The 23,294-nt window shown below is 66.8% G+C and carries 19 protein-coding genes, 1 pseudogene and 1 riboswitch; of the genes and pseudogenes, 13 read left to right on the forward strand and 7 right to left on the reverse strand.

Annotation, left to right across the window (positions count from 1 at the left end):
* Positions 1-97: 97 nt before the first annotated feature.
* The 3 genes from C8C99_RS15780 to yegQ all read left to right on the forward strand — a co-directional run bounded on the left by C8C99_RS15780 (position 98) and on the right by yegQ (position 3,762).
* Positions 98-1,162, forward strand: a complete 1,065-nt coding sequence (locus C8C99_RS15780) for a homocysteine S-methyltransferase family protein (protein WP_056643343.1) — start codon at positions 98-100, stop codon at positions 1,160-1,162.
* A gap of 176 nt (positions 1,163-1,338) precedes the next feature.
* A complete protein-coding gene (gene ttcA, locus C8C99_RS15785) occupies positions 1,339-2,286 on the forward strand; it encodes a tRNA 2-thiocytidine(32) synthetase TtcA (RefSeq protein WP_108626254.1) in 948 nt (315 codons plus the stop codon).
* A 36-nt stretch (positions 2,287-2,322) separates the two neighbouring features.
* Complete coding sequence (gene yegQ, locus C8C99_RS15790) at positions 2,323-3,762, forward strand: tRNA 5-hydroxyuridine modification protein YegQ (protein WP_108626255.1); 1,440 nt, start codon at positions 2,323-2,325, stop codon at positions 3,760-3,762.
* 25 nt (positions 3,763-3,787) lie between these two features.
* Here yegQ and C8C99_RS15795 read toward each other — a convergent pair whose 3' ends face one another.
* On the reverse strand, positions 3,788-4,732 hold the full coding sequence (locus C8C99_RS15795) for a LysR family transcriptional regulator (protein ID WP_108626256.1): 945 nt from the start codon (positions 4,730-4,732) through the stop codon (positions 3,788-3,790).
* Between the two features lie 175 nt (positions 4,733-4,907).
* Between C8C99_RS15795 and C8C99_RS15800 the strand changes: the two genes are divergently transcribed.
* Positions 4,908-6,548, forward strand: coding sequence for an argininosuccinate lyase (locus C8C99_RS15800; protein WP_199226432.1), 1,641 nt, complete (start codon positions 4,908-4,910; stop codon positions 6,546-6,548).
* Positions 6,549-6,805: 257 nt separating this feature from the next.
* Positions 6,806-7,966 (forward strand): hypothetical protein, encoded by a 1,161-nt coding sequence (locus C8C99_RS15805; protein WP_108626257.1) that lies wholly within the window; start codon positions 6,806-6,808, stop codon positions 7,964-7,966.
* A gap of 282 nt (positions 7,967-8,248) precedes the next feature.
* Here the strand turns inward: C8C99_RS15805 and C8C99_RS15810 are convergent, their stop codons facing one another.
* Positions 8,249-9,556, reverse strand: coding sequence for a Glu/Leu/Phe/Val dehydrogenase (locus C8C99_RS15810; RefSeq protein ID WP_056643325.1), 1,308 nt, complete (start codon positions 9,554-9,556; stop codon positions 8,249-8,251).
* A 257-nt stretch (positions 9,557-9,813) separates the two neighbouring features.
* Between C8C99_RS15810 and C8C99_RS15815 the strand changes: the two genes are divergently transcribed.
* Complete coding sequence (locus tag C8C99_RS15815; RefSeq protein WP_056643322.1) at positions 9,814-10,881, forward strand: zinc ribbon domain-containing protein; 1,068 nt, start codon at positions 9,814-9,816, stop codon at positions 10,879-10,881.
* 49 nt (positions 10,882-10,930) lie between these two features.
* Complete coding sequence (locus C8C99_RS15820) at positions 10,931-12,040, forward strand: zinc ribbon domain-containing protein (RefSeq protein ID WP_056643319.1); 1,110 nt, start codon at positions 10,931-10,933, stop codon at positions 12,038-12,040.
* 60 nt (positions 12,041-12,100) lie between these two features.
* Here the strand turns inward: C8C99_RS15820 and C8C99_RS15825 are convergent, their stop codons facing one another.
* Both C8C99_RS15825 and C8C99_RS15830 read right to left on the reverse strand, forming a co-directional pair.
* Positions 12,101-13,012: a PPK2 family polyphosphate kinase gene (locus C8C99_RS15825; RefSeq protein ID WP_056643316.1), complete on the reverse strand. Its 912-nt coding sequence runs from the start codon at positions 13,010-13,012 to the stop codon at positions 12,101-12,103.
* Positions 13,013-13,162: 150 nt separating this feature from the next.
* Positions 13,163-14,152: a GlxA family transcriptional regulator gene (locus C8C99_RS15830; protein WP_056643313.1), complete on the reverse strand. Its 990-nt coding sequence runs from the start codon at positions 14,150-14,152 to the stop codon at positions 13,163-13,165.
* Between the two features lie 98 nt (positions 14,153-14,250).
* Between C8C99_RS15830 and C8C99_RS15835 the strand changes: the two genes are divergently transcribed.
* The gene (locus tag C8C99_RS15835) at positions 14,251-15,087 is read left to right on the forward strand and encodes an MBL fold metallo-hydrolase (RefSeq protein WP_056643310.1); all 837 of its coding nucleotides are present in this window, start codon (positions 14,251-14,253) and stop codon (positions 15,085-15,087) included.
* Positions 15,088-15,120: 33 nt separating this feature from the next.
* Here C8C99_RS15835 and C8C99_RS15840 read toward each other — a convergent pair whose 3' ends face one another.
* Positions 15,121-16,062, reverse strand: coding sequence for a LysR family transcriptional regulator (locus tag C8C99_RS15840; RefSeq protein ID WP_056643307.1), 942 nt, complete (start codon positions 16,060-16,062; stop codon positions 15,121-15,123).
* 74 nt (positions 16,063-16,136) lie between these two features.
* Here C8C99_RS15840 and C8C99_RS15845 point away from each other — a divergent pair, with 74 nt between their 5' ends.
* From C8C99_RS15845 to metH, 3 genes are all read left to right on the forward strand, one after another.
* Positions 16,137-16,592, forward strand: a complete 456-nt coding sequence (locus tag C8C99_RS15845) for a PACE efflux transporter (RefSeq protein ID WP_108626259.1) — start codon at positions 16,137-16,139, stop codon at positions 16,590-16,592.
* An 88-nt stretch (positions 16,593-16,680) separates the two neighbouring features.
* Positions 16,681-17,445: a hypothetical protein gene (locus C8C99_RS15850; protein ID WP_108626260.1), complete on the forward strand. Its 765-nt coding sequence runs from the start codon at positions 16,681-16,683 to the stop codon at positions 17,443-17,445.
* A gap of 42 nt (positions 17,446-17,487) precedes the next feature.
* A riboswitch (S-adenosyl-L-homocysteine riboswitch) is annotated at positions 17,488-17,589 on the forward strand.
* A 20-nt stretch (positions 17,590-17,609) separates the two neighbouring features.
* A complete protein-coding gene (gene metH / locus C8C99_RS15855) occupies positions 17,610-20,363 on the forward strand; it encodes a methionine synthase (protein ID WP_255411688.1) in 2,754 nt (917 codons plus the stop codon).
* Positions 20,364-20,439: 76 nt separating this feature from the next.
* Here metH and C8C99_RS15860 read toward each other — a convergent pair whose 3' ends face one another.
* Entirely contained in the window at positions 20,440-20,841 is a 402-nt protein-coding gene (locus C8C99_RS15860) for a RidA family protein (protein ID WP_108626262.1), read from the reverse strand.
* A gap of 158 nt (positions 20,842-20,999) precedes the next feature.
* Between C8C99_RS15860 and C8C99_RS15865 the strand changes: the two are divergent.
* Positions 21,000-21,922: pseudogene (locus C8C99_RS15865) on the forward strand (LysR family transcriptional regulator).
* Positions 21,923-22,024: 102 nt separating this feature from the next.
* Here the strand turns inward: C8C99_RS15865 and C8C99_RS15870 are convergent.
* Positions 22,025-22,504, reverse strand: coding sequence for a VOC family protein (locus C8C99_RS15870; RefSeq protein ID WP_108626263.1), 480 nt, complete (start codon positions 22,502-22,504; stop codon positions 22,025-22,027).
* Between the two features lie 259 nt (positions 22,505-22,763).
* On the opposite strand from C8C99_RS15870, the gene C8C99_RS24430 reads away from it, so the two are divergent.
* Entirely contained in the window at positions 22,764-23,186 is a 423-nt protein-coding gene (locus tag C8C99_RS24430) for a DUF4279 domain-containing protein (protein ID WP_108626264.1), read from the forward strand.
* Positions 23,187-23,294: the final 108 nt, after the last annotated feature.

A 23,294-nucleotide genomic window follows, 5' to 3' on the forward strand; every position in this document is an offset into this window, starting at 1 on the left:
GCGTGGAATGTGGCGACGCGCGGCATCATATAGGACTCAATTCAGGGAAGGCCCCGTTCTTGGGGGGCGTCAGCGACGCTTTCTACAATAGCGCCCTATGCAAGCCCTCCACTACACCCGCGCCGCGCAACTGCCCGACATCCTCGCCCAACGCATCGTCATCCTCGACGGTGCCATGGGCACCATGATCCAGCGCTTCAAGCTGGGCGAGGCGCAGTACCGGGGCGAGGGCTACACCGGGCCGGATGGCGCGGGCGATCGGTTCAAGGACTTTGCGTACGACGTGAAGGGCAACAACGAGCTGCTCAGCATCACCCGCCCCGACGTGATCCGCGACATCCACGAGCGCTACCTGGCGGCCGGGGCCGACCTCATCGAGACCAACACCTTTGGCGCGACCACCGTGGCGCAGGAGGACTACCACATGGCCCACCTGGCGCGCGAGATGAACCTGCGCTCCGCCCAATTGGCGCGCGCGGCTTGCGACAAGTATTCGACGCCCGACAAGCCCCGCTTTGTGGCCGGCGCCCTGGGCCCCACGCCCAAGACGGCCAGCATCAGCCCAGACGTGAACGACCCCGGCGCGCGCAATGTCGACTTTGAAACGCTGCGGGCCGCGTACTACGAGCAGACCGAGGCGCTGGTCGAAGGCGGCGCCGATGTGCTGCTGGTCGAGACCATCTTCGACACCCTGAACGCCAAGGCCGCGCTGTTTGCGATTGATGAGTTCTTTGAAAAGAGCGGCGAGCGCCTGCCGCTCATCATCAGCGGCACCGTGACCGACGCCTCGGGCCGCATCCTGTCGGGCCAAACGGTGACCGCCTTCTGGCACAGCGTGCGCCACTCGCGCCCCCTGGCCATTGGCCTGAACTGCGCGCTGGGCGCCACGCTGATGCGTCCCTACATCCAGGAGCTGAACCGCGTGGCCGAGGACACCTTCATCAGCTGCTACCCCAACGCTGGCCTGCCCAACCCGATGAGCGACACCGGCTTTGACGAAACGCCCGAGATCACCAGCCGCCTGGTGCACGAGTTCGCGGCCGAGGGGCTGGTCAACATCCTGGGCGGCTGCTGCGGTACCACGCCAGACCACATCGGCGCCATTGCCAAGGCGGTGGCCGATGTGCCCACGCGCAAGATGTTCTACCCCGCAGAAGCCTGAATTTGAGTCGAATTGGCTGCTAGCGCTTGTTCCATATGCGCTGGTAGCTATAAAAATAGTAGTCAATGCCGTACCAGCGCAGTGCGGCAGCCCATTGCAAGGCGCCGCCGGGTGCGGCAACCTTGCAATCCCCCTTCATTGCGCCTTCCCGTTTCGCCGTCTGGTCCGTTCACCCCATGCTTGATACCGCCACCCCGCCCGCCTCGTCCTTTGTGGAGGGCGACGACGCAGCCGCAGCGGCCGCCAAGGCTGCCGCGCACGCCGCGCTCAAGCTCGAAAAGCGCCTGGTGCGCCAGGTCGCCCAGGCCATTGGCGACTTCGGCCTCATCGAAGACGGCGACAAGGTCATGGTGTGCGTCTCGGGTGGCAAGGACAGCTACGGCCTGCTGGACGTGCTGCGCATGCTGCAGCAGCGCAACGGCAACAAGTTTGAGCTGATCGCCGTCAACCTCGACCAGAAGCAGCCGGGCTTTCCTGCCCATGTGCTGCCCGAATATCTGACCCAGGTGGGCGTGCCCTTCCACATCGAAACGCAGGACACCTACAGCGTTGTGAAGGAGCACATCCCCGAAGGCAAGACCATGTGCAGCCTGTGCAGCCGCCTGCGCCGGGGCATTCTGTACCGCGTGGCCGACGAGCTGGGCTGCACAAAGATTGCGCTCGGCCACCACCGCGACGACATGCTGCAGACGTTCTTTTTGAACATGTTCTTTGGCGGCAAGCTCAAGGGCATGCCGCCCAAGGTGCAGAGCGACCGGGGCGACCACCTCATCATCCGCCCGCTGGCTTACGTGGCTGAAGACGACCTCACCCGCTGGGCCGAACACCGCCAGTTCCCCATCATTCCCTGCACCCTGTGCGGCAGCCAGGAGAACCTGCAGCGCAAGCAGATCGGCCAGATGCTGCGCGACTGGCAGCAGCTCTACCCCGGCCGCATCGAGAACATGGCCGTGGCGCTGCGCAACCTGGTGCCTTCGCACTTCATGGACCCGCGCCAGTTCGACTTCAAGGGCCTGGTGCCCAACGGCGTGCAAGACGCCGATGGCGACAAGGCGTTTGATGCCGAAGAATTTCCTGCGCAGGCCGTGGGCATGCTGGGCGGCCTGCCGCTGATGCCGCGCTGAACCCGACCCCCGACGATTTTTAGATTGGGCCACCCCATGACCACGCTCAAAGCCCCCGAACTCCTCCTGCCCGCTGGCTCGCTCGACAAGATGCGCGCCGCCTACGACTTTGGTGCCGACGCGGTGTACGCCGGCCAGCCGCGCTACTCCTTGCGCGCGCGCAACAACGAGTTCCGCCTGGAGCAGATCAAGCAAGGCATTGACGAGGCCCACGCACGCGGCAAGAAGTTCTTTGTGACCAGCAACCTGATTGCGCACAACGACAAGATCCGAACCTACCTGCGCGACATCGAGCCCGTGATCGACTGCAAGCCTGACGCATTGATCATGGCCGACGCGGGCTTGATCATGATGGTCAAGGAAAAGTGGCCCGAGCAGGTGGTGCACCTCTCGGTGCAGGCCAACACCACCAACTGGGCGGCGGTGAAGTTCTGGCAAAAGATGGGGGTCGAACGCGTGATCCTCTCGCGCGAACTGAGCCTGGACGAGATCGAAAAAATCCGCCAGGAATGCCCCGACATGGAGCTGGAAGTGTTCGTGCACGGCGCGCTATGCATCGCGTATTCAGGGCGCTGCCTGCTCAGCGGCTACTTCAACCACCGCGACCCCAACCAGGGCACCTGCACCAACGCCTGCCGCTGGAACTACGCCACGCACGACGCCGACATCGACCCCACCACGGGCGAAGCCATCGCGCAGAAGATGGAGGGAGACTTCAACTTTGAGGCCGCGCAGCAGAAGGCCGAGCAGGCCTTTGCATCCACCACCGGCAGCGGCGAACGCCACCCCAAGGCCGACAAGGTCTACCTGATCGAAGAAGCCGGCCGGCCCGGGCAGATGATGCCCATCATGGAAGACGAGCACGGCACCTACATCATGAACAGCAAGGACCTGCGTGCGGTGGAGCATGTGGCGCGCCTGGCGCAGATCGGCGTCGATTCGCTCAAGATCGAAGGCCGCACCAAGAGCCTGTACTACGTGGCCCGCACCGCCCAGGTCTATCGCCGCGCCATCGACGACGCCGTGGCGGGCCGCCCCTTCAACCCAGAGCTGCTGATTGAGCTGGAAGGCCTGTCCAACCGCGGCTACACCGGCGGCCTGCTGGAGCGCCGCCCGAGCAACGACTACCAGAACTACATCAGCGGCCACTCCGTCACCCAGCGCAGCCAGTACGTGGGCGAGGTGCTGGGTGCCGAGGGCCAGGCCGATGTGGGGCTGGCAGGCGACTGGGTGCTGGTGGAAACCAAGAACCACTTTGCCGTGGGCGACCTGATCGAAGTGGTGCACCCCAGCGGCAACATCACCGTGCGGCTTCAGGAAATGCGCAACGTGGAAGGCCAGCCCGTGCAGGTCGCCCAGGGCAGTCCCGTGCGCGTGTGGATTGCGCTGCCCGCACGCTACAGCGGCGCGCTGCTGGCCCGGGTTGTGGAGGCCCAGGCGGGCGATGCGAAGGCTGAGCCTGCACTGACCGCGTGAGCAGATGCGCCGCGGCACGTCTCGGTCAAGCCGACAGGGAGAGCACGTGCTCGATGAATGCGTGGCAAGAATGGGCCGGGTTGGCGAGCACATCCGTTTTGACCAGCACGCCAAGAGGCCCCACACCCTGGGGTCTCCACGATAGAACGGCCAGTTCTTTGCGCTGTACCAACGGCCGCAGAAGGCTTGCTGGTGCGCAAACGAGCATGTCGCTCTCGGTCAGCATGGCGTAGATGATTTCTGTCGAGCGGCTCGACACCCTGCACAGTTCGGGCACGCCGCCCAGATCGTCGAAAAGATTCTCGACCTGCTGGGGCCCCAGCCCCGTGAGCGGTGGGGCCAGCCAGCGCTGCGCCAGCAGCTCAGCGGCCGTGACGGCGGCCTGCCGGGCCAGCGGGTGCCGGGGGCGACAGGCCACCACGAACTCATCCCGCAGCGCGGCGCGAAACTCGAACCCCTGCGGCAGCGGGGCCGGTTCGCGGCAGATCGCCAGGTCCAGCGTGCCCTCCTGGATGCTCTCCAGCAAATTGTCGATCGTGACTTCGTGGACATCGATGGCGGCGTCAGGGTGCTTGGCGAAGTAAGCCGGGATCGCCGCCGCCAGCAGCCCATTGATACCCGCCGCGATGCTGCCGATGCGGATCAATGCGGACCCCGCCCCTTGCTGCATCAGCGCCGCATTGCCTGCAACCGCCTGAAGCGGAACCAGCGAGGCCCGCAGCAGCGGCAAGATCGCTTCTCCCAGGCGGGTCAACCGCATGCCCTTGGAGTGCCTCTCGAACAGGGGGCCGCCCAGAGAACTTTCCAGCTCGACCAGTGCGTGGGTCGCTGCGGGCTGGCTCAGGCCAATGGAAGAGGCCGCGCGGTGCAGGCTTTGCAGGTCGGCAATCGCAATGGCCAGCTGCAGGTGCTTGAGGCGCACGCGCCCCAGGATGCGGTTGAACAGGACCGAGGGCGTCAAGTCTGGCATGGGCTATTCAAAAAATGAATTCAATTGAAAAAGAAGCATTGGCCTTGCTGGGACCGTTGTGGAACGATTCCGGGGCCAGTAGGGTGCAAGCCCATGCTGGGTTCATTCAATTAACGAATCTTATTCCCGCACCAGCCCACCGCTGGCTGAGCGGGAGCTCAGGAGACAAAACCCCATGCTATCGCCTCAGCGCCGCCCTGCGCGCACGATCATCTTGCGCCCCACCCGCTTCCTGCTCGCCCCGGTCGTGGGCGCCATCCTGGCCATGGGTCAGGCACAGGCTGCAGACACCCTGGACACGGCCTGCAAGACCACGGCCGAATGCCAGGCGCAGGTCGCCAAGATCCAGGGCCTGGTCAAGGGCGATGCCACCAGCGCCCTGTCCAAGTCGCAGGACACCTTCTACTGGTTTGGCCGCATCAACATGGCATCGACCGTGGTCAACGTGGAGCAAGGCATCATCCCCAAAGCCCAGGCAGGCCGCATCGCGCGCGGTGTGGAGCTGTCGATCACGCAGGCGACGGCCCCGGGTGGTAAGCGCCCCACCGATGTGCTGCAGGTCGAGAAAATCATCACCGACGCCGTGGGCCCCGAGGCCACACTGATCCACACCGGGCGCAGCCGCCAGGACATCCACTCCACCCTGAACGCTGCGCAGTTGCGGCTGGAGATGCTGGACTTTGCCGATGCCCTGGACCAGGTGCGCGCACGGCTCATCACCATCGCCCAGGCGCACACCGCCACCTATGTGCCCGCCTACACCAACGGCGTGCAGGCCATGCCCATCAGCTACGGGCACTACCTGATGGCGTTTGCCGATTCGTTTGCGCGCGACTCTGCACGCATCCGCGAGGCCTACGCGCGCATCAACCTCAGCCCCATGGGCACGGCCGTGTTGGCCAACTCCAGCTGGAGCATCAACCGCGAGCGCCTCGCACAGCTGCTGGGGTTTGACGGGCTCATCGTCAACTCGCTGGATGCGGGGCAGATCAGCACGTACGACATTCCTATCGAGGCCACGTCCATCGCCAGCTCCACGGCGATCCGCGTGGGCGCGTTCATGCAGGACGTGCACACCCAGTACCACCAGACCCGGCCATGGCTGCTGCTGGCCAGCGGGAAGACCTACACCAGCAGCGCCATGCCGCAAAAGGCGAACCCGGGCATCATCCAGAACACCCGCGCCAAGGCCAGCGATGTGGTGGCGTCGGCCCAGGCATCGCTGTGGCGCGCCCATAACGTCACGCCCGGCATGATCGACTACAAGAACACCTGGAGCCCCGGCAGCGCCAAGACCTTTGTGCAGGGCGTGGAGATGCTGCAGCAGCTGGCCGATGTGCTGGACTCGCTGCGCATCGACCCGGCCCGCGCGCTGGACGAACTCGAATCCGAATGGACCACGTCGATGGAGCTGGCCGAAACCCTGCAGCGCACCCATGCCATTCCGTTCCGGGTGGGCCACCACTTTGCGTCGGATGTGGTGGTGTATGCCAAGGAACGCAACATCCGGCCCAAGGACTTTCCGTACGCCGAAGCCGTGCGCATCTACCGCGAAGCGGGCAAAAAGTACGACATCAAGGACCAGCGCCTGCCGCTCACGGAAAAGGAATTCCGCCGCGCTTTGTCTCCCGCAGAAATGGTGGCCACCCGCACCGGCACAGGCGGACCGCAGCCCCAGGAGGTCACCCGCATGGTGGCCGTCGCCAAGGACGTTCTTGCCAAAGACCGCGTCTGGTCGGGTGAGGCTCGGCAGCGCCTGCTGGCCGCCGAGGCGGCATTGAACGCGGCGTTTGAGGGGGTGAAGGCGCTGCCCTAGAAAGGGCTCGGGCGCGCCGGAGCGGCTCATCCCCCTTCTACAGACGGCATTTGGAAGTAAATGGGCTGCAGCGCCAGTGAATATTGGCGATGTAGCTATGAATTTGGTAGCGATTGCCAGCCCGCTGGTCCCCCAGCGCCCGCCCGGATGAGGGAAGGACACTGCGCAAAGTGCCGGGGGCCAAAGCGCTGGCGGGCGCTGTTCATGTCGTGTGAATCACTACAGAATCGGGCATTCGTCCCCCCTGAGTGTCCGGCATGTCCCTCCCCATCGACCCTACCCGCAGCGCCCTGCCGCCCGTGGCCCAGTTCTTGGCCGAGGCGGCGCTGCAGCGGCAGACGGCGTTGCTGGGGCTGGACAAACCCAAACCCGCGGCCCCCGCACCGTTGCCTATCGCAGACCCCAGCGCGCCGCCTCCCTCTGTCACATCGCCCAGTCCGCCCGGCGGACCGCTGCCTACACCGGCGGATCAGGCCAGCATCTCGCCCCAGGCGCGTGAACAGCTGGCGGCGGGCTTCGACCCGCGCCGGCCTGGCGGGGCCGATGGCGGTGTACCGGGCGCCAGGGGCGACGGCGCTGCACAGGCTGGTTTGTCACCGGCGCTGCCCCGTGGCGCCACCGCAGCGGCGCCAGGCAATGCGGCTGCACCGGCGGCCTCTGCCACGGGCGCGGCAACCTGGCCTGCGTCGGGCCTTGGCACGCCGTTGCTGCGCATGGTCAGCGCGCTGGTGGCGCAGGTGACGGCGCAGGCCGGGGTGCCGCAGCGCGTGGTGGCCGCACAGCCCTGGCCCATTGGCATGGCGCAGGCGCTGGAGAGCGGGGCGCTGGATGCCGACCAGCCGCCGCTGCAGACCTGGCTGGTGCGCCAGGGCGTGGTAGCGACCCCCGAGGGGCCGCGCGGGCTGGCGCTCACCTTGCGTGCCCCGGTGCCTTGGCTGGCGGCCCAGGCGTCGCCCGCCGCTGCGGGCGCGGCGGCGGTGCCAGCTGGCGCAAGCCTGGGCGTGGGCGCCACCGCTGCGGGTGGTGCGCTGCAGGTGCCTTATGCGGGCGGGGGCCAGGCGTTGCAATCGGGGGTGATGGCCTTGGTGTTGCAGGGCATGGATGCTGCCGCGCCGCGCACCAGCGCGCTGCTGGTGCTGGACCTGCAACCGCAACTGGCCGCCACCGTCTACGGCCGCGACATGCTGCAGCAGGCCACCGGCCGCCTGGACCCTTGGACCCAGATGGCCGTGCTGCAAGCCAGCGGCCAGGTGCCGCGCGAGGACGAGCGTGCACGCAATGGCGCATCGGGCCTGTGCGACACCGCAGGCTGCCCTTACGCAGCGCGGGCCGCATGCGTGCAGCCGTTTTGCATGGCGATGCGCGGCGTGCTGCCGCCCGAGCCCGTGGGGCCCGTGCCGCTGGCAGGAAACCCGTAGGGGTCCCCCGCAAGAATCACCGCGCCCTGTGCCTCTGTGGCCTGGGGCTGCCTGTGGCGTTGCGAAGGCTCGGGGTAGCTACCGGCTGTGGCTGTACTTTGCGCCTTGCAGCCGTCCCGATGCGTAGCGCACACTTTCCGCTCGATACGTACAGGGCATCTCTGGCGAAAGCGCGAACAAAAAACCGCCAGGGCCGGGTCACGGCATCTGGCGGTCTTGGGGCAAGCCAACGGCGTGATGCGCCGGTGCTTGCTCAGGCTTGCACAGCGTGTTGCGCAGAGCTTATGGATACAGACCGCGCATTTCGCGCGCGTGCAGGATGCGCTGGCAGGCCACGATGAAGGTGGCGGTGCGCAGGCTCACCTTGTGCTCTTGCGCCACTTGCCAGATGCCCGCAAAGGCCTCTTGCATGATGCGCACCAGGCGGGCGTTGATCTCGTCCTCGCTCCAGAAGAAGCTGGAGAAGTCCTGCACCCATTCAAAGTAGCTCACCGTCACGCCGCCCGCATTGGCGATCACGTCGGGCAGCACCAGCACGCCCTTGTCGTGCAGGATGTCGTCGGCCTCGGTGGTCGTGGGGCCGTTGGCGCCTTCGATCACGAGCTTGGCCTTGATCTGGCCCGCGTTGTCTTTGGTGATCTGGCCTTCCAGCGCGGCGGGGATCAGGATCTCGCAATCCACACCCCAGAACTCTTCGGCCTTCATCACATCGGCGCCGGCAAAGCCGCCCACGCCGCCCCGGGCCTTCACATGCGCCAGCAGCGCGGGCACATCCACGCCCTTGCTGTTGAAGATGGTGCCGGTGTGGTCTTGCACCGCCACCACCTTGGCGCCCGCTTCTGCAAACAGCTTGGCGGCAATGCCGCCCACGTTGCCAAAGCCCTGCACGGCCACGCGGGCGCCGTCCAGCGCCAGGCCGGTCAGCTTGGCGGCTTCCACGCCCACGGTGAACACGCCGCGGCCGGTGGCTTCCACACGGCCCAGCGAGCCGCCCAGGTCCACAGGCTTGCCGGTGACCACGCCGGTGGCGGTGGCGCCCACGTTCATCGAGTAGGTGTCCATCATCCAGGCCATGATCTGCCCGTTGGTGTTCACGTCGGGTGCAGGGATGTCCTTGGACGGGCCGATCAGCAGGCCGATCTCGCTGGTGTAGCGGCGCGTCAGGCGCTCCAGTTCACCCATCGACAGCTTCTTGGGGTCCACACGGATGCCGCCCTTGGCGCCGCCGTAAGGCACGTTCACCGCCGCGTTTTTCACCGACATCCAGGCCGACAGGGCCATCACTTCCGACAGCGTCACGTCCTGGTGAAAACGCACGCCACCCTTGCCGGGGCCCCGGCTCAGGTTGTGCTGCACGCGGTAGCCTTCGTAGTGGGCGATGGTGCCGTTGTCCAGCTCGATCGGCACGTCCACGATCAGGATGCGCTTGGGGCGCTTGAGCGTTTCCACCCAGCGCGCCAGGCTGCCCAGGTAAGGGGTGACGCGGTCCACCTGCTGCAGGTAGTTGCCCCAGGGGCCGAGGTGGTCGGCCTGCAGGTACGAGGGCAGGGGGTGGGATTGTGCGGCGGGGGCGCCGACAGGGTTTGACATGGTGAATTTCCTTGTGGGATCAGTTCAGGCTGCGAAGCTTATGCCTGGCCCGGGGCACTGTCCAAGGCCGGTGTGTTTGTGGGTTATGCGTTTAATGCATACATTGCCGACATGCTTCCGATGCTGCAGTGCGGCAATCCGCGCGGGGTAAAACGCTGCAGAACGGCACGGTCATCTCCGGGCCATCCATTGCCCCTAGACTCAGCCGACCGGACGCAGAGCCGGACACCCAGGTTTTTGAAAAGAGAGGGATCTGAATGAGCGTGACATGTCCTGCCTGCCATGGCGACAACCGTGACAGCGCGCGCTGCTGCACCACCTGTGGCGCCGAGCTGACCACCGCCTGCCCGCAATGCCAGGCCCGCAACAAGCCAGCAGCGCGTTTTTGTGCGCAGTGCGGGCACTCGCTGGTGCCGTCGACCGTGCCGACGGAGGTGGCGCCCGAGCCTGTGGCCGTGGCAGCGCCCGCACCGGCCGCCGTGCCTGCGGCCGACGCCGTTGCGGATCCGCTGGTCGAGCCGACTTTCCACCCCACGGTGGAGCCCATTGCCGCGTCGATGACCGAGTCCGTTATGGCCCCCGTGATCGCGGCCGCTTCCGACCCCGTACCCCGACAGCACACCGAGCCCCTCGCCACCGGCGCCCTCCCTGCAGGGGCGTCCCTGTCGACACCCGCAGCCGCAGCGCCGATGGACTTTGTGTTCGATGACGATGAGCACCCCCATGCACCCCGCGCCCGCCAGCGGCCCGCCGGGGCCTATGCGTTGGCGGCGGTGGCGCTGCTGGCCGTGGCGGGCGCTGCGGGCTGGTATCTGCTGGGTCGGCCCGATGCCGCGCCGGCCACGCCCCCGGCCCCTGCCGTGGTGGCGCCGGCAGGCGTGCCGGACACCCCGGGCGTGGCGGAGTCTGCACCCGCCCGCGCCGAGCCGGTGGAAGAAATCATCGAGTCCGAGCGTGCGCGCGCTGCAGCCGCTGCACCGGCGCCGGTCGGCGCCATCGCTGCACCGGCATCGGGGCCGGTGCCTGCGCCAGCGGCGGCCGAACCCGCGTTCACCCCGGTCACTGTGCCCCGCGTGGCCGATGCCGCCCCGCCACCTGGCTCCGCCAAACCGCGCCCCGCAGCACCCAACGACGACGCGCCCTGGCCCTCAGCGGCCCGGCCCGCGGCGTCGCCCGCCGACAGTCTGGCGCGCCTGCGCGGCGCGCTGGCCCAGTGCGCCGCCATGGGCAACGAGCTGTCGCGTGCGACCTGCCTGGCGCGCACGCGGCAGAACTTCTGCGGCGACGCCTGGGGCCGCATCCCCGAGTGCCCGCCGGGCCAATGACCGCCCATGCGGACGACATACATAACGACACCCAGAGAGGGATCCCCACATGAACCACCCCCAGCGATTTCTGCCCAGCGATGACCACCCGTATTCGATCTTCCGCCTGCCCGAGGCGCTGACCTGCTGGCAGGCCGTGGCTGTGATGGGCGCGTCCTACCTCGCCGCAGCGCTGCTGGCCGCTCTGGGCAGCATGGTGGGCCATGTGTCCATCGTCTTCCCCGTGCTGCTGGGGTTGCTGGCCCTGGTGCTCGTGATTGCGGGCACCAGCGGTGCCGGGGTGTGCCTCACCGACCTGGCGCGCGGCCGCCCCTACCGGGGCGTGCTGAGCTACTGCGTGGCGGGCCTGTTCAGCCTGCCCAAGCTGCTGGGCGCCGGGCTGTTGATGCTGCTGCTGTACGGCGCAGTGCTGCTGGGCGTGGCGCTGGTGCTGCTGGTGTGCAAGCTGCCAGGCATCGGCCCCGTGCTGCTGGTGGTGGCGGTGCCGCTGCTGGTGCTCACGGTGGCGCTGGCGCTGCTGGGGTACTACGTGGCCGTGTCCATCGTGGGCCCTGCGATCTGGGATGGCGAGCGGGTGATGCACGCGTTGTCCATCACCTGGGGCATCACCCGCAACCACCCGTTTGCGGCCATCGGCAAGATCATCGGCGGCCTGCTGCTGTCGGGCATTTTTGCGGCCCTGGTGTTCGGCCTGGTCGGCGTCTCCAGCGCCATCGTGGGGGGCATGGCGGCACCCATCATCGGAACGGGCATGGGGCTGGACTGGGATGCACTGGTGGGGGGCTACGGCAGCAGCCACTGGGTGGGCGCGGGCATCGGGTACGTGCTGGTGTTTGTCACCGCGTCGGCCTTCGTGTTCTTGCTGCCGCTGATGGTGGGCGTGCTCACCTGGTGCGAGTTCTCGGACAAGGTGGACCGGAGCACCATCCGCTCGTCCACCGACTCCGCGCTGAACGACGTCAACGCCCGTGTGGCCGAGCTCAAGGACAAGGCGCAGACTCCGGTGGCCCCCGCTGCTGCACCCGTGGTCGCCGCCGCTGCTGCTGGCGCCACCAGCGCCGCCGTGGCCGCGCACCCGGGCAACCGTTGCCCCCAATGCGCGGGCGTGGTGCACGCGGACGACCGTTTTTGCGAGCACTGCGGCCACAAGCTGCAGTAAGCCCAGCGCCCGGCCTGCCCGGCCCGCCGATCCCCCGCGCGGGCAGCGTGCGGGGCTGGGCTATTCGATGCGTATCTGCTGCAGCGCCGGGTCGCCCGGCGGGTAGCGCAGGTCCAGGCCGGTGAGCACCTCGCGCACCAGCGTGGCGATCATCAGGTTGCGGTGGGTCTTGGAGTTGGCGGGCACGATGGTCCACGGCGCCCAGGGCGTGTGCGTGGCGGCCAGCAGCATCTCATAGGCCTTCTGGTACTGGCTCCACTGCTTGCGGGCCTCGATGTCGCCCATCGAAAACTTCCAGTGCTTGGTCGGGTCGTCCAGGCGCTCCTGCAGGCGTTCGCGCTGCTCGTCGGCGCTGATGTGCAGCATGAACTTGAGCACGACGGTGCCAGTCTCGCTGAGCATGCGCTCGAAGTCGTTGATGTGCGCCAGGCGCTGCTGGTGCTGCTCGGGCGTGATCCAGCCATTCACCACGGGCACCAGCACGTCCTCGTAGTGGCTGCGGTTGAATACCGTGATCTCACCCGCCTGCGGCACTTGCTGGTGAATGCGCCAAAGGTAGTCGTGCGCCAGCTCGGCCTCGGTGGGCGCCTTCCAGCCCACGGTGTGCACGCCCAGCGCGCTCATGCGGCCAAACACGCCCCGGATCGTGCCGTCCTTGCCGGCTGTGTCGGTGCCTTGCAGCACCACCAGCAGCTTGTAGCGTTTGTCGGCGTAAAACAGGTTCTGCAGCGTGTCCAGCTCCTGCGCGAGTGACTCGGTGACGGTCTTGTCCTTGAGCTTGTCGCCCAGCGAAAACGGTTTGGCCGACGGATCAAAGTCCTTCAGCGACACCGTGCGACTGTGCTTGCCCGCCTTGCGCCGCTCGGGCCGGCCATCGGGCTGCGGGTCGTCGTCATGCTGCAGGGCGTCCGGCTGCCATTGCGACCAGCGCTGGGCCACGTCTTTGTTGCTGCTGTGAAACGGGTGGTTCATGCGGGCTCCTCGATGGGCCATCGTACGCCAGCAGCGTGGGCGTGGTTTTCCTTTCTTGCGAAAATGGGATGCTACTAAAGTGATAGCTATTTGCGCATGATTCACTAGCGCTTGAGGCTGATTGGGCTTGAAACTGGCCGCACGGGCCGCTCAGCGCGCGCCATGCGCCATGCGGTAGGCCAGCGGCGTCTGCCCTGTGGCCTGGCGGAACGCGCGGTGCAGTCCGGCTTCGCTGGCAAAGCCCAGGTCTTCGGCAATGCGCTTGAGCGGCAGCGGCGTGTCGCACAGCGCCTCGCTGGCCTGGCGCAGCTTGATGCGGCGCATCCACAGGGCCGCCGTCAGGCCCGTGTGGGCCTGCACTCGCCGCGCCAGTGTGCGGGGCGAGAGGCCCAGCGCCTGGGCCAGCGCGGGCAGCCGCAGATCGGCGGCGGGGCTGCGCTGCACCCACAGCATGGCGCGGCGCAGGTCGGCGTCTGCCAGCGTCATCAGGTCATGCCCGGCAAATGCCGGGTGCGCCGTGCGGGGGCGGGGCAGCATCAGCAGCTCCTGCAGGTCGGTCAGCGCCTGGGGTGACAGGCGAGCGGCCAGCGCGTGCAGCATCAGCGGCAGGTAGCCATTGGCCCCGGCGGCCGTGGTGGCGGTGGGGCCGGCCACCAGCGGCTCGTCAAAGCGCCAGTCCACCTGCGCGAACTGCTGCTCCAGCGCGGCACGCAACCACCAGGTGGCCGTAGCCCCCTGGCCGCGCAGCCGCCCGCTGGCGGCCGCCAGCACCACGCCCGCGCAGTAGCTCCACACCTGCGTGCGCCGGGGCAGCGCGCGCAAGGCCTGCACCACCGGGGCCAGCTGCTGCAGCGGCCCTTGCAGCTGGTCGGCCGACGAGAGCCACAGGCCCGGCGCCAACACTACATCGGCCTCAGCCTGCTGCAGCGCCACGGTGGGGGCCAGCGGGGGGCCCTGCCAGGTGGGCACGGGCAACAGGTCCACCCCCGCCCAGCAGATGTCCATCACGCTGGCCTGCGCACGCAGGTTGGCGGCGCGTGCCATGTCTGCCGCCGCAAACAGGCCGGCGGGCATGCAGCCCGGGTAGAGCAGCAGTGCCACGCGCAGGGGCGGCTGGGGTACGGATGTTGGAGAAACCATGAGTGGCACAAAGGCGCAAGAAATTGTCAATCTGCGCCATTTTCGCGGAAGGCCTGCTTTTCAACAATGGCAGCACCTCCTCCCACTGAAAGCACCCCATGCTCATCACCCAATTGCGCAACGCCACCGTTCTGCTGGAGTTCCCGCACGCGGGCCGCCCTGTCGGCCTGCTGGTGGACCCCATGCTCGCGCCCCGGGGCAGCCTGCCTGCGCTGCGCTACCTGGGCACCCGGCGCCAGCGCAACCCGCTGGTGGACTTGCCCCCCGAGGCCGACGCGGCGCTGCAGCGCGTGACCCATGCGCTCATCACCCATTGCCAGCGTGGGCACTTTGACCACCTGGACCGCGCGGGCAAGCAGTTTCTGCGCGAGCGCCAGATTCCCGTCCTCTGCATGCCGCACGACGCCGCCTACCTGGCGCAGCGTGGCCTGCAGGTGCTGCCGCTGGCGGGCGAGGGCCGCCAGCCTTTTGCGCTAGGCGGGCAGGTCACGCCCGTGGCCTGCACCCACGGCCGGGGCTGGGTGGCGCGCTTCATGGAGCATGGCCACGGCTACCTGCTGGAGCTGCCGGGCGAGCCCAGCGTGTACCTGGCAGGCGATACCGTGCTGACGCCCCCAGTGCGCGACTGCCTGCAGCACCTGCGGCCCGATGTGGCCGTGCTGCCCGCCGGTGGCGCCCAGTTCGACCTGGGCGCGGATATCTTGATGGATGCTGCGGAGGTCGCGCAGGCCGCCGCGCTGACGACCGGCGCGGTGGTGGTCAACCACCTGGAGGCCCTGGACCACTGCCCCACCACCCGCGCCCAGGTGCGCGCCCTGGCGCAGCGCGGCGGGTGGGCGCACCGCCTGTGGGTGCCCGAGGACGGCGAGAGTCGGCACTACCCCTGGCCCACCGTCAAAAGCAATGCTATGAATTCAGTAGCTGCAGAGGCATGATCGACTGGCGCTACCGCCCAAAAAGGCCGTAACTCACGCCAGCTCGACCTCCAACGCGCGCTGGTCCCGCATCAGCGCCACAAACCGCGCAGCGCCCAGGCCCAGCGGCCGCTCCTTGGACCACACCACGTCCACCCACAGCGCGGCGCCGTTGCTCAGATTCTCGAACGGCATCTCCACCAGCCGCCCCGCCTCGATGCGCGACTGCACCAGCGCGCGCGGCTGCCAGCCCCAGCCCATCCCGGCTTCGATGAGGCCCAGCGCGGCCAGGTGGTTGTCGGTGCGCCAGTGGTGGCGGGCAAACACAAAGCGCGGGTCGGTCTGTGCCAGGTCGCGGCTTGCGACCACGATCTGGCGTGTGGTGGTCAGGTGTTCCTCGCGCAGCATGGCGTCTTCAGGCGGGGCGCCGCGCGCCTGGGCCGCAGTGCGGGCGGCCACCAGCACCGGGTGCTGTGGCGCCATCACCGCCACCAGGGTTTCGGTGCCCACTTCCTGAAAGCCCTCGCGCCCGTCGATGCTGGGCCGCTCAAACACCAGCGCCAGCTGCGCGCGGCCGCTGTGCAGCAGTGCCAGCGCATCCACCTGCGGCGCGGCCAGCACCTCGATCTGCAGCAGCGGGTGCTCTTGTGCCAGTGCCGCCAGCGCCTCCGTCCAGCGCGCGGCCAGCAGCTCGGGCGCAATGGCCAGCGTGAGCCGCTCCTCCAGCCCCTGGGTCAGCGCCAAGGCCTGGGCGTTGAGCTGCTGCAGCTGCCCCGCCAGCAGCCGGGCCTGGGGCTCCAGCGCGCGGGCGGCGGCGGTGGGGCGGGGCTCGCGCCCGCTGCGGTCAAACAGCTGCACATCCAGTTCGGCCTCCAGATGGGCCATGGTCATGCTCACGGCCGACGGCACACGCGACAACGCCCGCGCGGCGGCCGAGAACGAGCCGTGGTCGAGCACCGTCAGAAACACCTGCACGCTGTCGGAGTTGAAGGCCATGGCGGTTTGATCTATCAATAAAACTGAAATAAGCTGACTTTATGTGTCAGTGCAGCGAATATAAAGTACCGGCCATGGACAAGACACCGACTCTTTTTGGCCTGCAAGGCGTCAAGCGCCGCCTGATCTATGTGACCTTGTACGAGCTGATCGCCATTGGCGCCGCCACGGTGGGTCTGGCGCTGCTCACGGGCCAGGGTGCGGGGCATTCGAGCGTGGTGGCGGTGGCGGCCTCGGCAATTGCCATCGTCTGGAACATCGTCTTCAACTGGGCGTTCGAGCGCTGGGAGGCGCGCCAGCCCGTGCGCGGGCGCAGCGTGGCGCGGCGCGTGGCGCACGCCATCGGGTTCGAGGGCGGCCTGGTCTTCACGCTGGTGCCGCTGTTTGCCTGGTGGTTCGGCGTGAGCCTGTGGCACGCGTTCGTGATGGACCTGGGGCTCATCGTGTTCTTCCTTTGCTACACCTTTGTCTTCAACTGGGTGTTTGACCACCTGTTCGGCCTGCCCGCATCGGCCATGGCGGCGTCGTAACAACAGCCTAGGCCACGCTTCTTCAAACAATGTCAACCGCCGTTCGGCGACGGGCAGGGGCGCTCAGCCGCCACCCATAATCGGCCCCATGAGAGGGCCGTTTTTGTTGTTGCTGCTGCTGCGGGGATTGCCGGGCCGGTGGGCTGGCGTGGCGGTGTCCTGCTGCGCGCTGGCAGGCTGTGCCAGCAACGCTCCCACGCCGCGCGGCGAGGTGAATGGGGCGCCCACCCATGCCGCGGAAATGGCCCAGTCCGACGCCAACCGCATGGCCACCCTGGCCATGCAAGAGAACCTGGAAGGCCTGCTGCGCCTGGCCGACAAGCTCTACCGCCGCAACCCCGCCGAATGGCGCAAGGGCACCGCCACCAGCCGAGAGCAGGCGCTGGAGCAGTTGCGCACCGCCGTGTTGCAGCGCCAGCCCTGGGCCCCGCTGCAGGGCCGCCGCGACATCGCCGCCATGGCGCAGGCGCTGGCGCCCGAGTTCGTGGGCGACCGCGTGGCGGCCTTCATCCATGCCACGGCCGACATGATCATCACCGCCCACGGCGGCAAGACGGAGTTCTTCTTGCTCGACGGCATGGACGCCCAGCACCTCTACAACGCCGCACGCAACGTCGAGACCGCCGTGTGGCTGCTCGCGCAGCGCCGCAACGCCCAGGGCCAGCCCCTGCTGCTGGCCGACGAGATCGGCGCCCAGGGCCGCAACCTGAGCTTCGAGCGCGAGTTCAGCAAGATCATCGCGCGGCTCGACCTGCTGGCCGCCTTTACCACCGAAAAGTACCGCCGCGCCGCCATCAGCTATGTGCAGGGCATCGTGGGCGGCAGCTTCTTGCAATTCCTGCCCGTGCGCTGATGCGGCGAACGCCTGCTCGTATCACCCGGTAAAATCTAGCCCTTGCCCAAGGAGCGTTGCAGCGGCCCCACCGCCATGGTGAAGCCGTCAGGCTTGGGCACTCCAAAAGCTATTCAAGCCCCACCGCAACGACGCTCACCTGTTTTTCTGCTGCCCCTGCACAGGTGAGTCCTATGTCCGCGTCTGCCCCGTCCCTGCCCCCCATGAAGCTGTCCGGCCTGGAGCCCGTCTCCATTGGCGAGGGCACGCTGTTCGTCAACATCGGCGAGCGCACCAACGTCACCGGCTCCAAGGCGTTCGCGCGCATGATCTTGAACGGCCAGTACGAAGAGGCCCTGGCCGTGGCGCGCCAGCAGGTGGAAAACGGCGCGCAGGTCATCGACATCAACATGGACGAGGCCATGCTGGACAGCAAGGCCGCCATGGTGCGGTTTCTGCAGCTCATCGCGTCCGAGCCCGACATCGCCCGTGTGCCCATCATGGTGGACAGCTCCAAGTGGGAGGTGATCGAGGCCGGACTGCGCTGCATCCAGGGCAAGGGCATCGTCAACTCCATCAGCATGAAAGAGGGCGTGGAGAAGTTTAAGCACGAGGCGCGGCTGGTCAAGCGCTACGGCGCTGCCGCCGTGGTGATGGCGTTTGACGAAGTGGGCCAGGCCGACACCTACGCCCGCAAGATCGAGATCTGTGAGCGCGCCTACCGCGTGCTGGTCGATGAGGTGGGCTTCCCGCCCGAAGACATCATCTTCGACCCCAACATCTTCGCGGTGGCCACCGGCATCGAGGAGCACAACAACTACGCGGTCGATTTCATCGAGGCCACGCGCTGGATCAAGCAGAACCTGCCGGGCGCCAAGGTCTCGGGCGGTGTGTCCAACGTGTCGTTCAGCTTCCGTGGCAACGACCCCGTGCGCGAGGCCATCCACACCGTGTTTTTGTACCACGCCATCAAGGCCGGCATGGACATGGGCATCGTCAACGCCGGCATGGTGGGTGTGTACGACGACCTGGAGCCCGTGCTGCGCGAGCGTGTGGAAGACGTGGTGCTCAACCGCCGCCCCGACGCGGGTGAGCGCTTGGTCGAAATCGCCGAAACCGCCAAGAGCGGCGCCAAGGACGAGAGCAAGAAGCTCGAATGGCGCGGCACGCCCGAGCACCCCAAGACCGTGGGCGAGCGCCTTTCCCACGCGCTGGTGCACGGCATCACCGACTTCATCGTCGAAGACACCGAAGAGGCTTACCAAGCCATCGTTGCCAAGGGCGGCCGCCCGCTGCACGTGATCGAAGGCCCGCTCATGGACGGCATGAACGTGGTGGGCGACCTGTTTGGCGCGGGCAAGATGTTTTTGCCCCAGGTGGTGAAAAGCGCTCGCGTGATGAAGAGCGCCGTGGCCCACCTGCTGCCCTACATCGAAGAAGAAAAGCGCCAGCTCGAAGCCGCGGGCGGTGACGTGAAGACCAAGGGCAAGATCATCATTGCCACCGTCAAGGGCGACGTGCACGACATCGGCAAGAACATCGTCACCGTCGTGCTCCAGTGCAACAACTTCGAGGTGGTGAACATGGGCGTGATGGTGCCCTGTCACGAGATTCTGGCGCGCGCCAAGGTTGAGGGGGCGGACATCGTGGGCCTGTCGGGCCTGATCACGCCCAGCCTCGAAGAAATGCAGTACGTGGCCGGCGAGATGCAGAAGGACGACCACTTCCGCGTCAAGAAGATCCCGCTGCTCATCGGCGGCGCCACCACCAGCCGTGTGCATACCGCCGTCAAGATCGCACCGCACTATGAAGGCCCCGTGGTCTACGTGCCCGACGCCTCGCGCAGCGTGAGCGTGGCGCAAAGCCTGCTGGGCGATGGCGTGCAGAACTATGTGGACGAGCTGAACGCCGACTACGACAAGGTGCGCACCCAGCACGCCAACAAAAAAGCCACGCCCCTGTGGCCCTTGGCCAAGATCCGCGCCAACAAGACGCCCGTGGACTGGTCGGCCTACCAGCCCGCCGTGCCGCGCGCGCTGGGCCGCCGCGTGTTCAAGAACTTCGATCTGGCCGAGCTGGCCAAGTACATCGACTGGGGCCCGTTCTTCCAGACCTGGGATCTGGCCGGCCCGTACCCTGCCATCCTGACCGACGAGGTGGTGGGCGTGGAAGCCACGCGCGTGTTTGCCGACGGCCAGGCCATGCTGAAAAAGATTATCGAAGGCCGGTGGCTCACGGCCAGCGGCGTGATGGCGCTGCTGCCCGCCAACAGCGTGAACGAAGACGACATCGAGTTCTACACCGACGACACCCGCACCGAAGTCGCCATGACCTGGTACGGCATGCGCCAGCAGGCCGAGAAGCACACCATCGACGGTGTGACCCGCCCCAGCCGGTGTCTCGCCGACTTTGTGGCGCCCAAGGAGAGCGGCATTGCCGACTACGCGGGCCTGTTCGCGGTGACGGCGGGCCTAGGTGTGGAGAAGAAGGAAAAAGCCTTCATCGACGCGCTGGACGACTACTCCGCCATCATGTTCAAGAGCCTGGCCGATCGCTTGGCCGAAGCCTTTGCCGAATGCCTGCACCACCGCGTGCGCACCGACCTGTGGGGCTACGCTGCCGGTGAAGCGCTGAGTAACGACGACATGATTGCCGAGAAGTACCAGGGCATCCGCCCCGCGCCTGGCTACCCGGCCTGCCCGGACCACAGCGCCAAGACCGACCTGTTCCGCGTGCTCAACGCCGCAGAGATCGGCATGACCCTGACGGAGAGCCTGGCCATGATGCCTGCGGCCAGCGTGAGCGGTTTCTACATCGGCCACCCCGATGCGGTGTATTTCAACGTTGGCAAGATCGGCGAAGACCAGCTGCACGACATGGCAAAACGCCGGGGCATGGACGAGAAGGTGCTGGAGCGGTTGCTGGCACCCAACTTATGATGCTATGAAATAAATAGCTGTTGGGGCTTGTCGTGAAAGCACCAGCAGCCTATTTGATTCAAATTTCTCGGGGCCATCAGCCCTCGCTGTCCGGCAGCTTTGCGATCACCTTGATCTCGAACTGAAACCCATACAGCCAGGTCACCCCGATGCCCGTCAGCGTGGGGTAGGGCGCCTCGCCCCAGAACTCGGGCACGACGCCCCAGACGGTTGCAAAGTTCGCCTCGGGGTTGACCACAAACATCGTCACATCCACCACGTCATCAAACGTGCAGCCCGCAGCCTGCAGCACGGCATTGAGGTTGCTGAACGCCAGGCGCACCTGCGCGGCCAGGTCGGGCTCGGGCGAGCCGTCTTCGCGGCTGCCCACCTGGCCGGAGACAAACAAGAAACCGTTGGCACGTACGGCGGGCGAATAGCGGTTGCGCTCGTACAGCGCCTGGCGGCCTGCAGGGAAGACAACATCACGTTGGGGCATGGAAATCCTTTCGTTCTGCAGGGCAGAGGGTTGCGATGCAGGCACTGTAGAAGCGTGCGTTGTTCTGATAAACAGGCTAATCTGCGCACCACTGTTCCTGATCGCCAAACAATGGTGGGCGTGTCGCTGCTTCAACATGCCCCAACGACCTACATGCCATGGACCGTTTTGACGCCCTGCAGGCCTTCGCCCGCGTTGTGGAATCCGGCAGCTTCACCAAGGCCGCCCTCACCCTGCACCTGAGCCGCACCACCGTCACGCAGCTGGTGCAGCAGCTCGAAGCCCGCCTGCGCGTGAAGCTCCTGCACCGCACCACCCGGCGCGTGCAGGTCACGCCCGATGGTGCCGCGTACTACGAGCGCGTGGTGCGCCTGCTGGCCGACCTGGACGACGCCGACGCCAGCGTTTCCACCGCCGCCGCTGCGCCCCGGGGCCGCCTGCGGGTGGATGTGCCCAGCCCCCTGGCGCGCCTGGTCCTCATCCCCGCGCTGCCCGCGTTCCACGCGCAGTACCCCGACATCCTCCTGCACATGGGCGTGAGCGACCGCCCCGTGGACATGGTGGGCGACAACGTGGACTGCGTGGTGCGTGGCGGCCCCCTCACCAACCCCGCGCTCGTCGCGCGCCATGTGGGTGACCTGCAACTGCGCGTGTACGCCGCCCCCAGCTACCTGCAGCGCGCGGGCGCGCCCGAGCACCCGCAGGCGCTGGAAGGCCCGCACCACCGCACCGTGGGTTTTCTATGGGCACGCACTGGCCAGCCCCTGCCGTTCGAGATGCGCCGTGGCACCGAACACGTGCGCGCCCAGGGCCACGACATCTGCGCCGTGGACGACGGCAACGCCTACCTGGCCGCAGGCCTCGCGGGCCTGGGCGTGCTCTGGCTGCCTGACTACATGGCCCGCCCCCACGTGGCCACCGGCGAGCTGGTGCCCTGCTGCAGGACTGGGCGCTTGCGCCCATGCCGCTGTACGTGGCCTACCCACCCCAACGGCATGTGAGCGCCAAGGTGCGGGTGTTCATCGATTGGGTGGCGGAGCTGATGGCGCGGCATGCGCCGGTGGTGGGGCGCGGCAGGTAAATGCTATTGAATAGATAGCAGACAAAGATTACTGGACAGGCGCAAGGCAGTGTTTTGAGTCAGAAAAATGCACTGGGCAAAGTGCAAAAACCTGCGACCCCCTCATCCGCGCCACGCCGCCTCAATCGCCGCCACATCAATCTTGCGCATGCCCATCATCGCGTCAAAGGCCCGCTTGGCCGCTGCGCGGTCGGGGTCGTTGATGGCCTGGGTCAACACCCGTGGCGTGATCTGCCACGACAAGCCCCACCGGTCCTTGCACCAGCCGCAAGCGCTCTCCTGCCCGCCGTTGCCCACAATCGCGTTCCACAGCCGGTCGGTCTCGGCTTGGTCCTCTGTCGCCACCTGAAACGAGAACGCCTCGCTGTGCGTAAAGGCCGGACCGCCGTTCAGCCCCAGGCACGGGATCCCCAGCACCGTGAACTCCACCGTCAGCACATCGCCCTGGTGCCCTGCGGGGTAGTCGCCGGGCGCATGCATCACCCGCCCCACGGCGCTGTCGGGAAAGGTGGCCGCGTAGAACGTCGCCGCCTCTAGCGCCGTGCCGTTGAACCAGAGGCAGAGGGTGGCTTTGGGGGACATAGGTGCTCCTGTTAGGGGCGGGAGGGGGCTCGGGCTGAGCGGGGTGGAGCCGAGATTTTGGCAGTTTGTGTGGTGCCGCTTTGGACCTTTGTGACTAGGCTGGAATGGGCCCGAAGGCGACAGTGAATCAGAGCACTGCAAAGCGATCATTGATTCATCACAGGGCGGCTCGTGTCCTGAACCCAGCCAGTTCCTAGCTATAGTTTGCCTACTGAAGTTAGCCGGTTTTTGCGGATTTTCACCGTCCCACACACAGCTCATGACATCCCCACCACTTACGACCCGTGAGTACGCCTACTTTCATGTCACGGGGCCGGGCACGCATGAGGAAGTGACAGCGTTGCTCGGCCTAAGACCTTCAGAAGCGTGGAATGTTGGTGACACCAATCTGCGCAACGGGAGGATGCGAAGCTCAATGAGCTGGCGAATGAATAGCGGCCTTGACGACACCAGTCCTCTAGCGGAGCACATTGCCGCACTTCTACATCGGCTGCAGCCTAAAGCATCGGATCTCCGACAGCTATGGGTTGAGCACGACCTTACTTTGCAGTGCGTGGGCTACTTTCCGCCAAGCGGGCACGGGATGCACTTCGACCGCGAACAAGTCCGTAAAGCTGCTCAACTAGGGTTAGCGCTGGATCTTGACTTTTACTACGTGGATGACCACGAACATGAAATCTAGCTTGGTAGGCTTCTGGACGCCATTGGCGTTGATGTCTGCTTTCGCTTTCTAGCAATGACTGCTCGTGGCTACTATCTGCCGTTGGTTGTCTGAATCGATAAGTCTTAA

It is taken from the genome of Acidovorax sp. 107 (assembly GCF_003058055.1).
Taxonomy (GTDB): Bacteria; Pseudomonadota; Gammaproteobacteria; order Burkholderiales; family Burkholderiaceae_C; genus Acidovorax.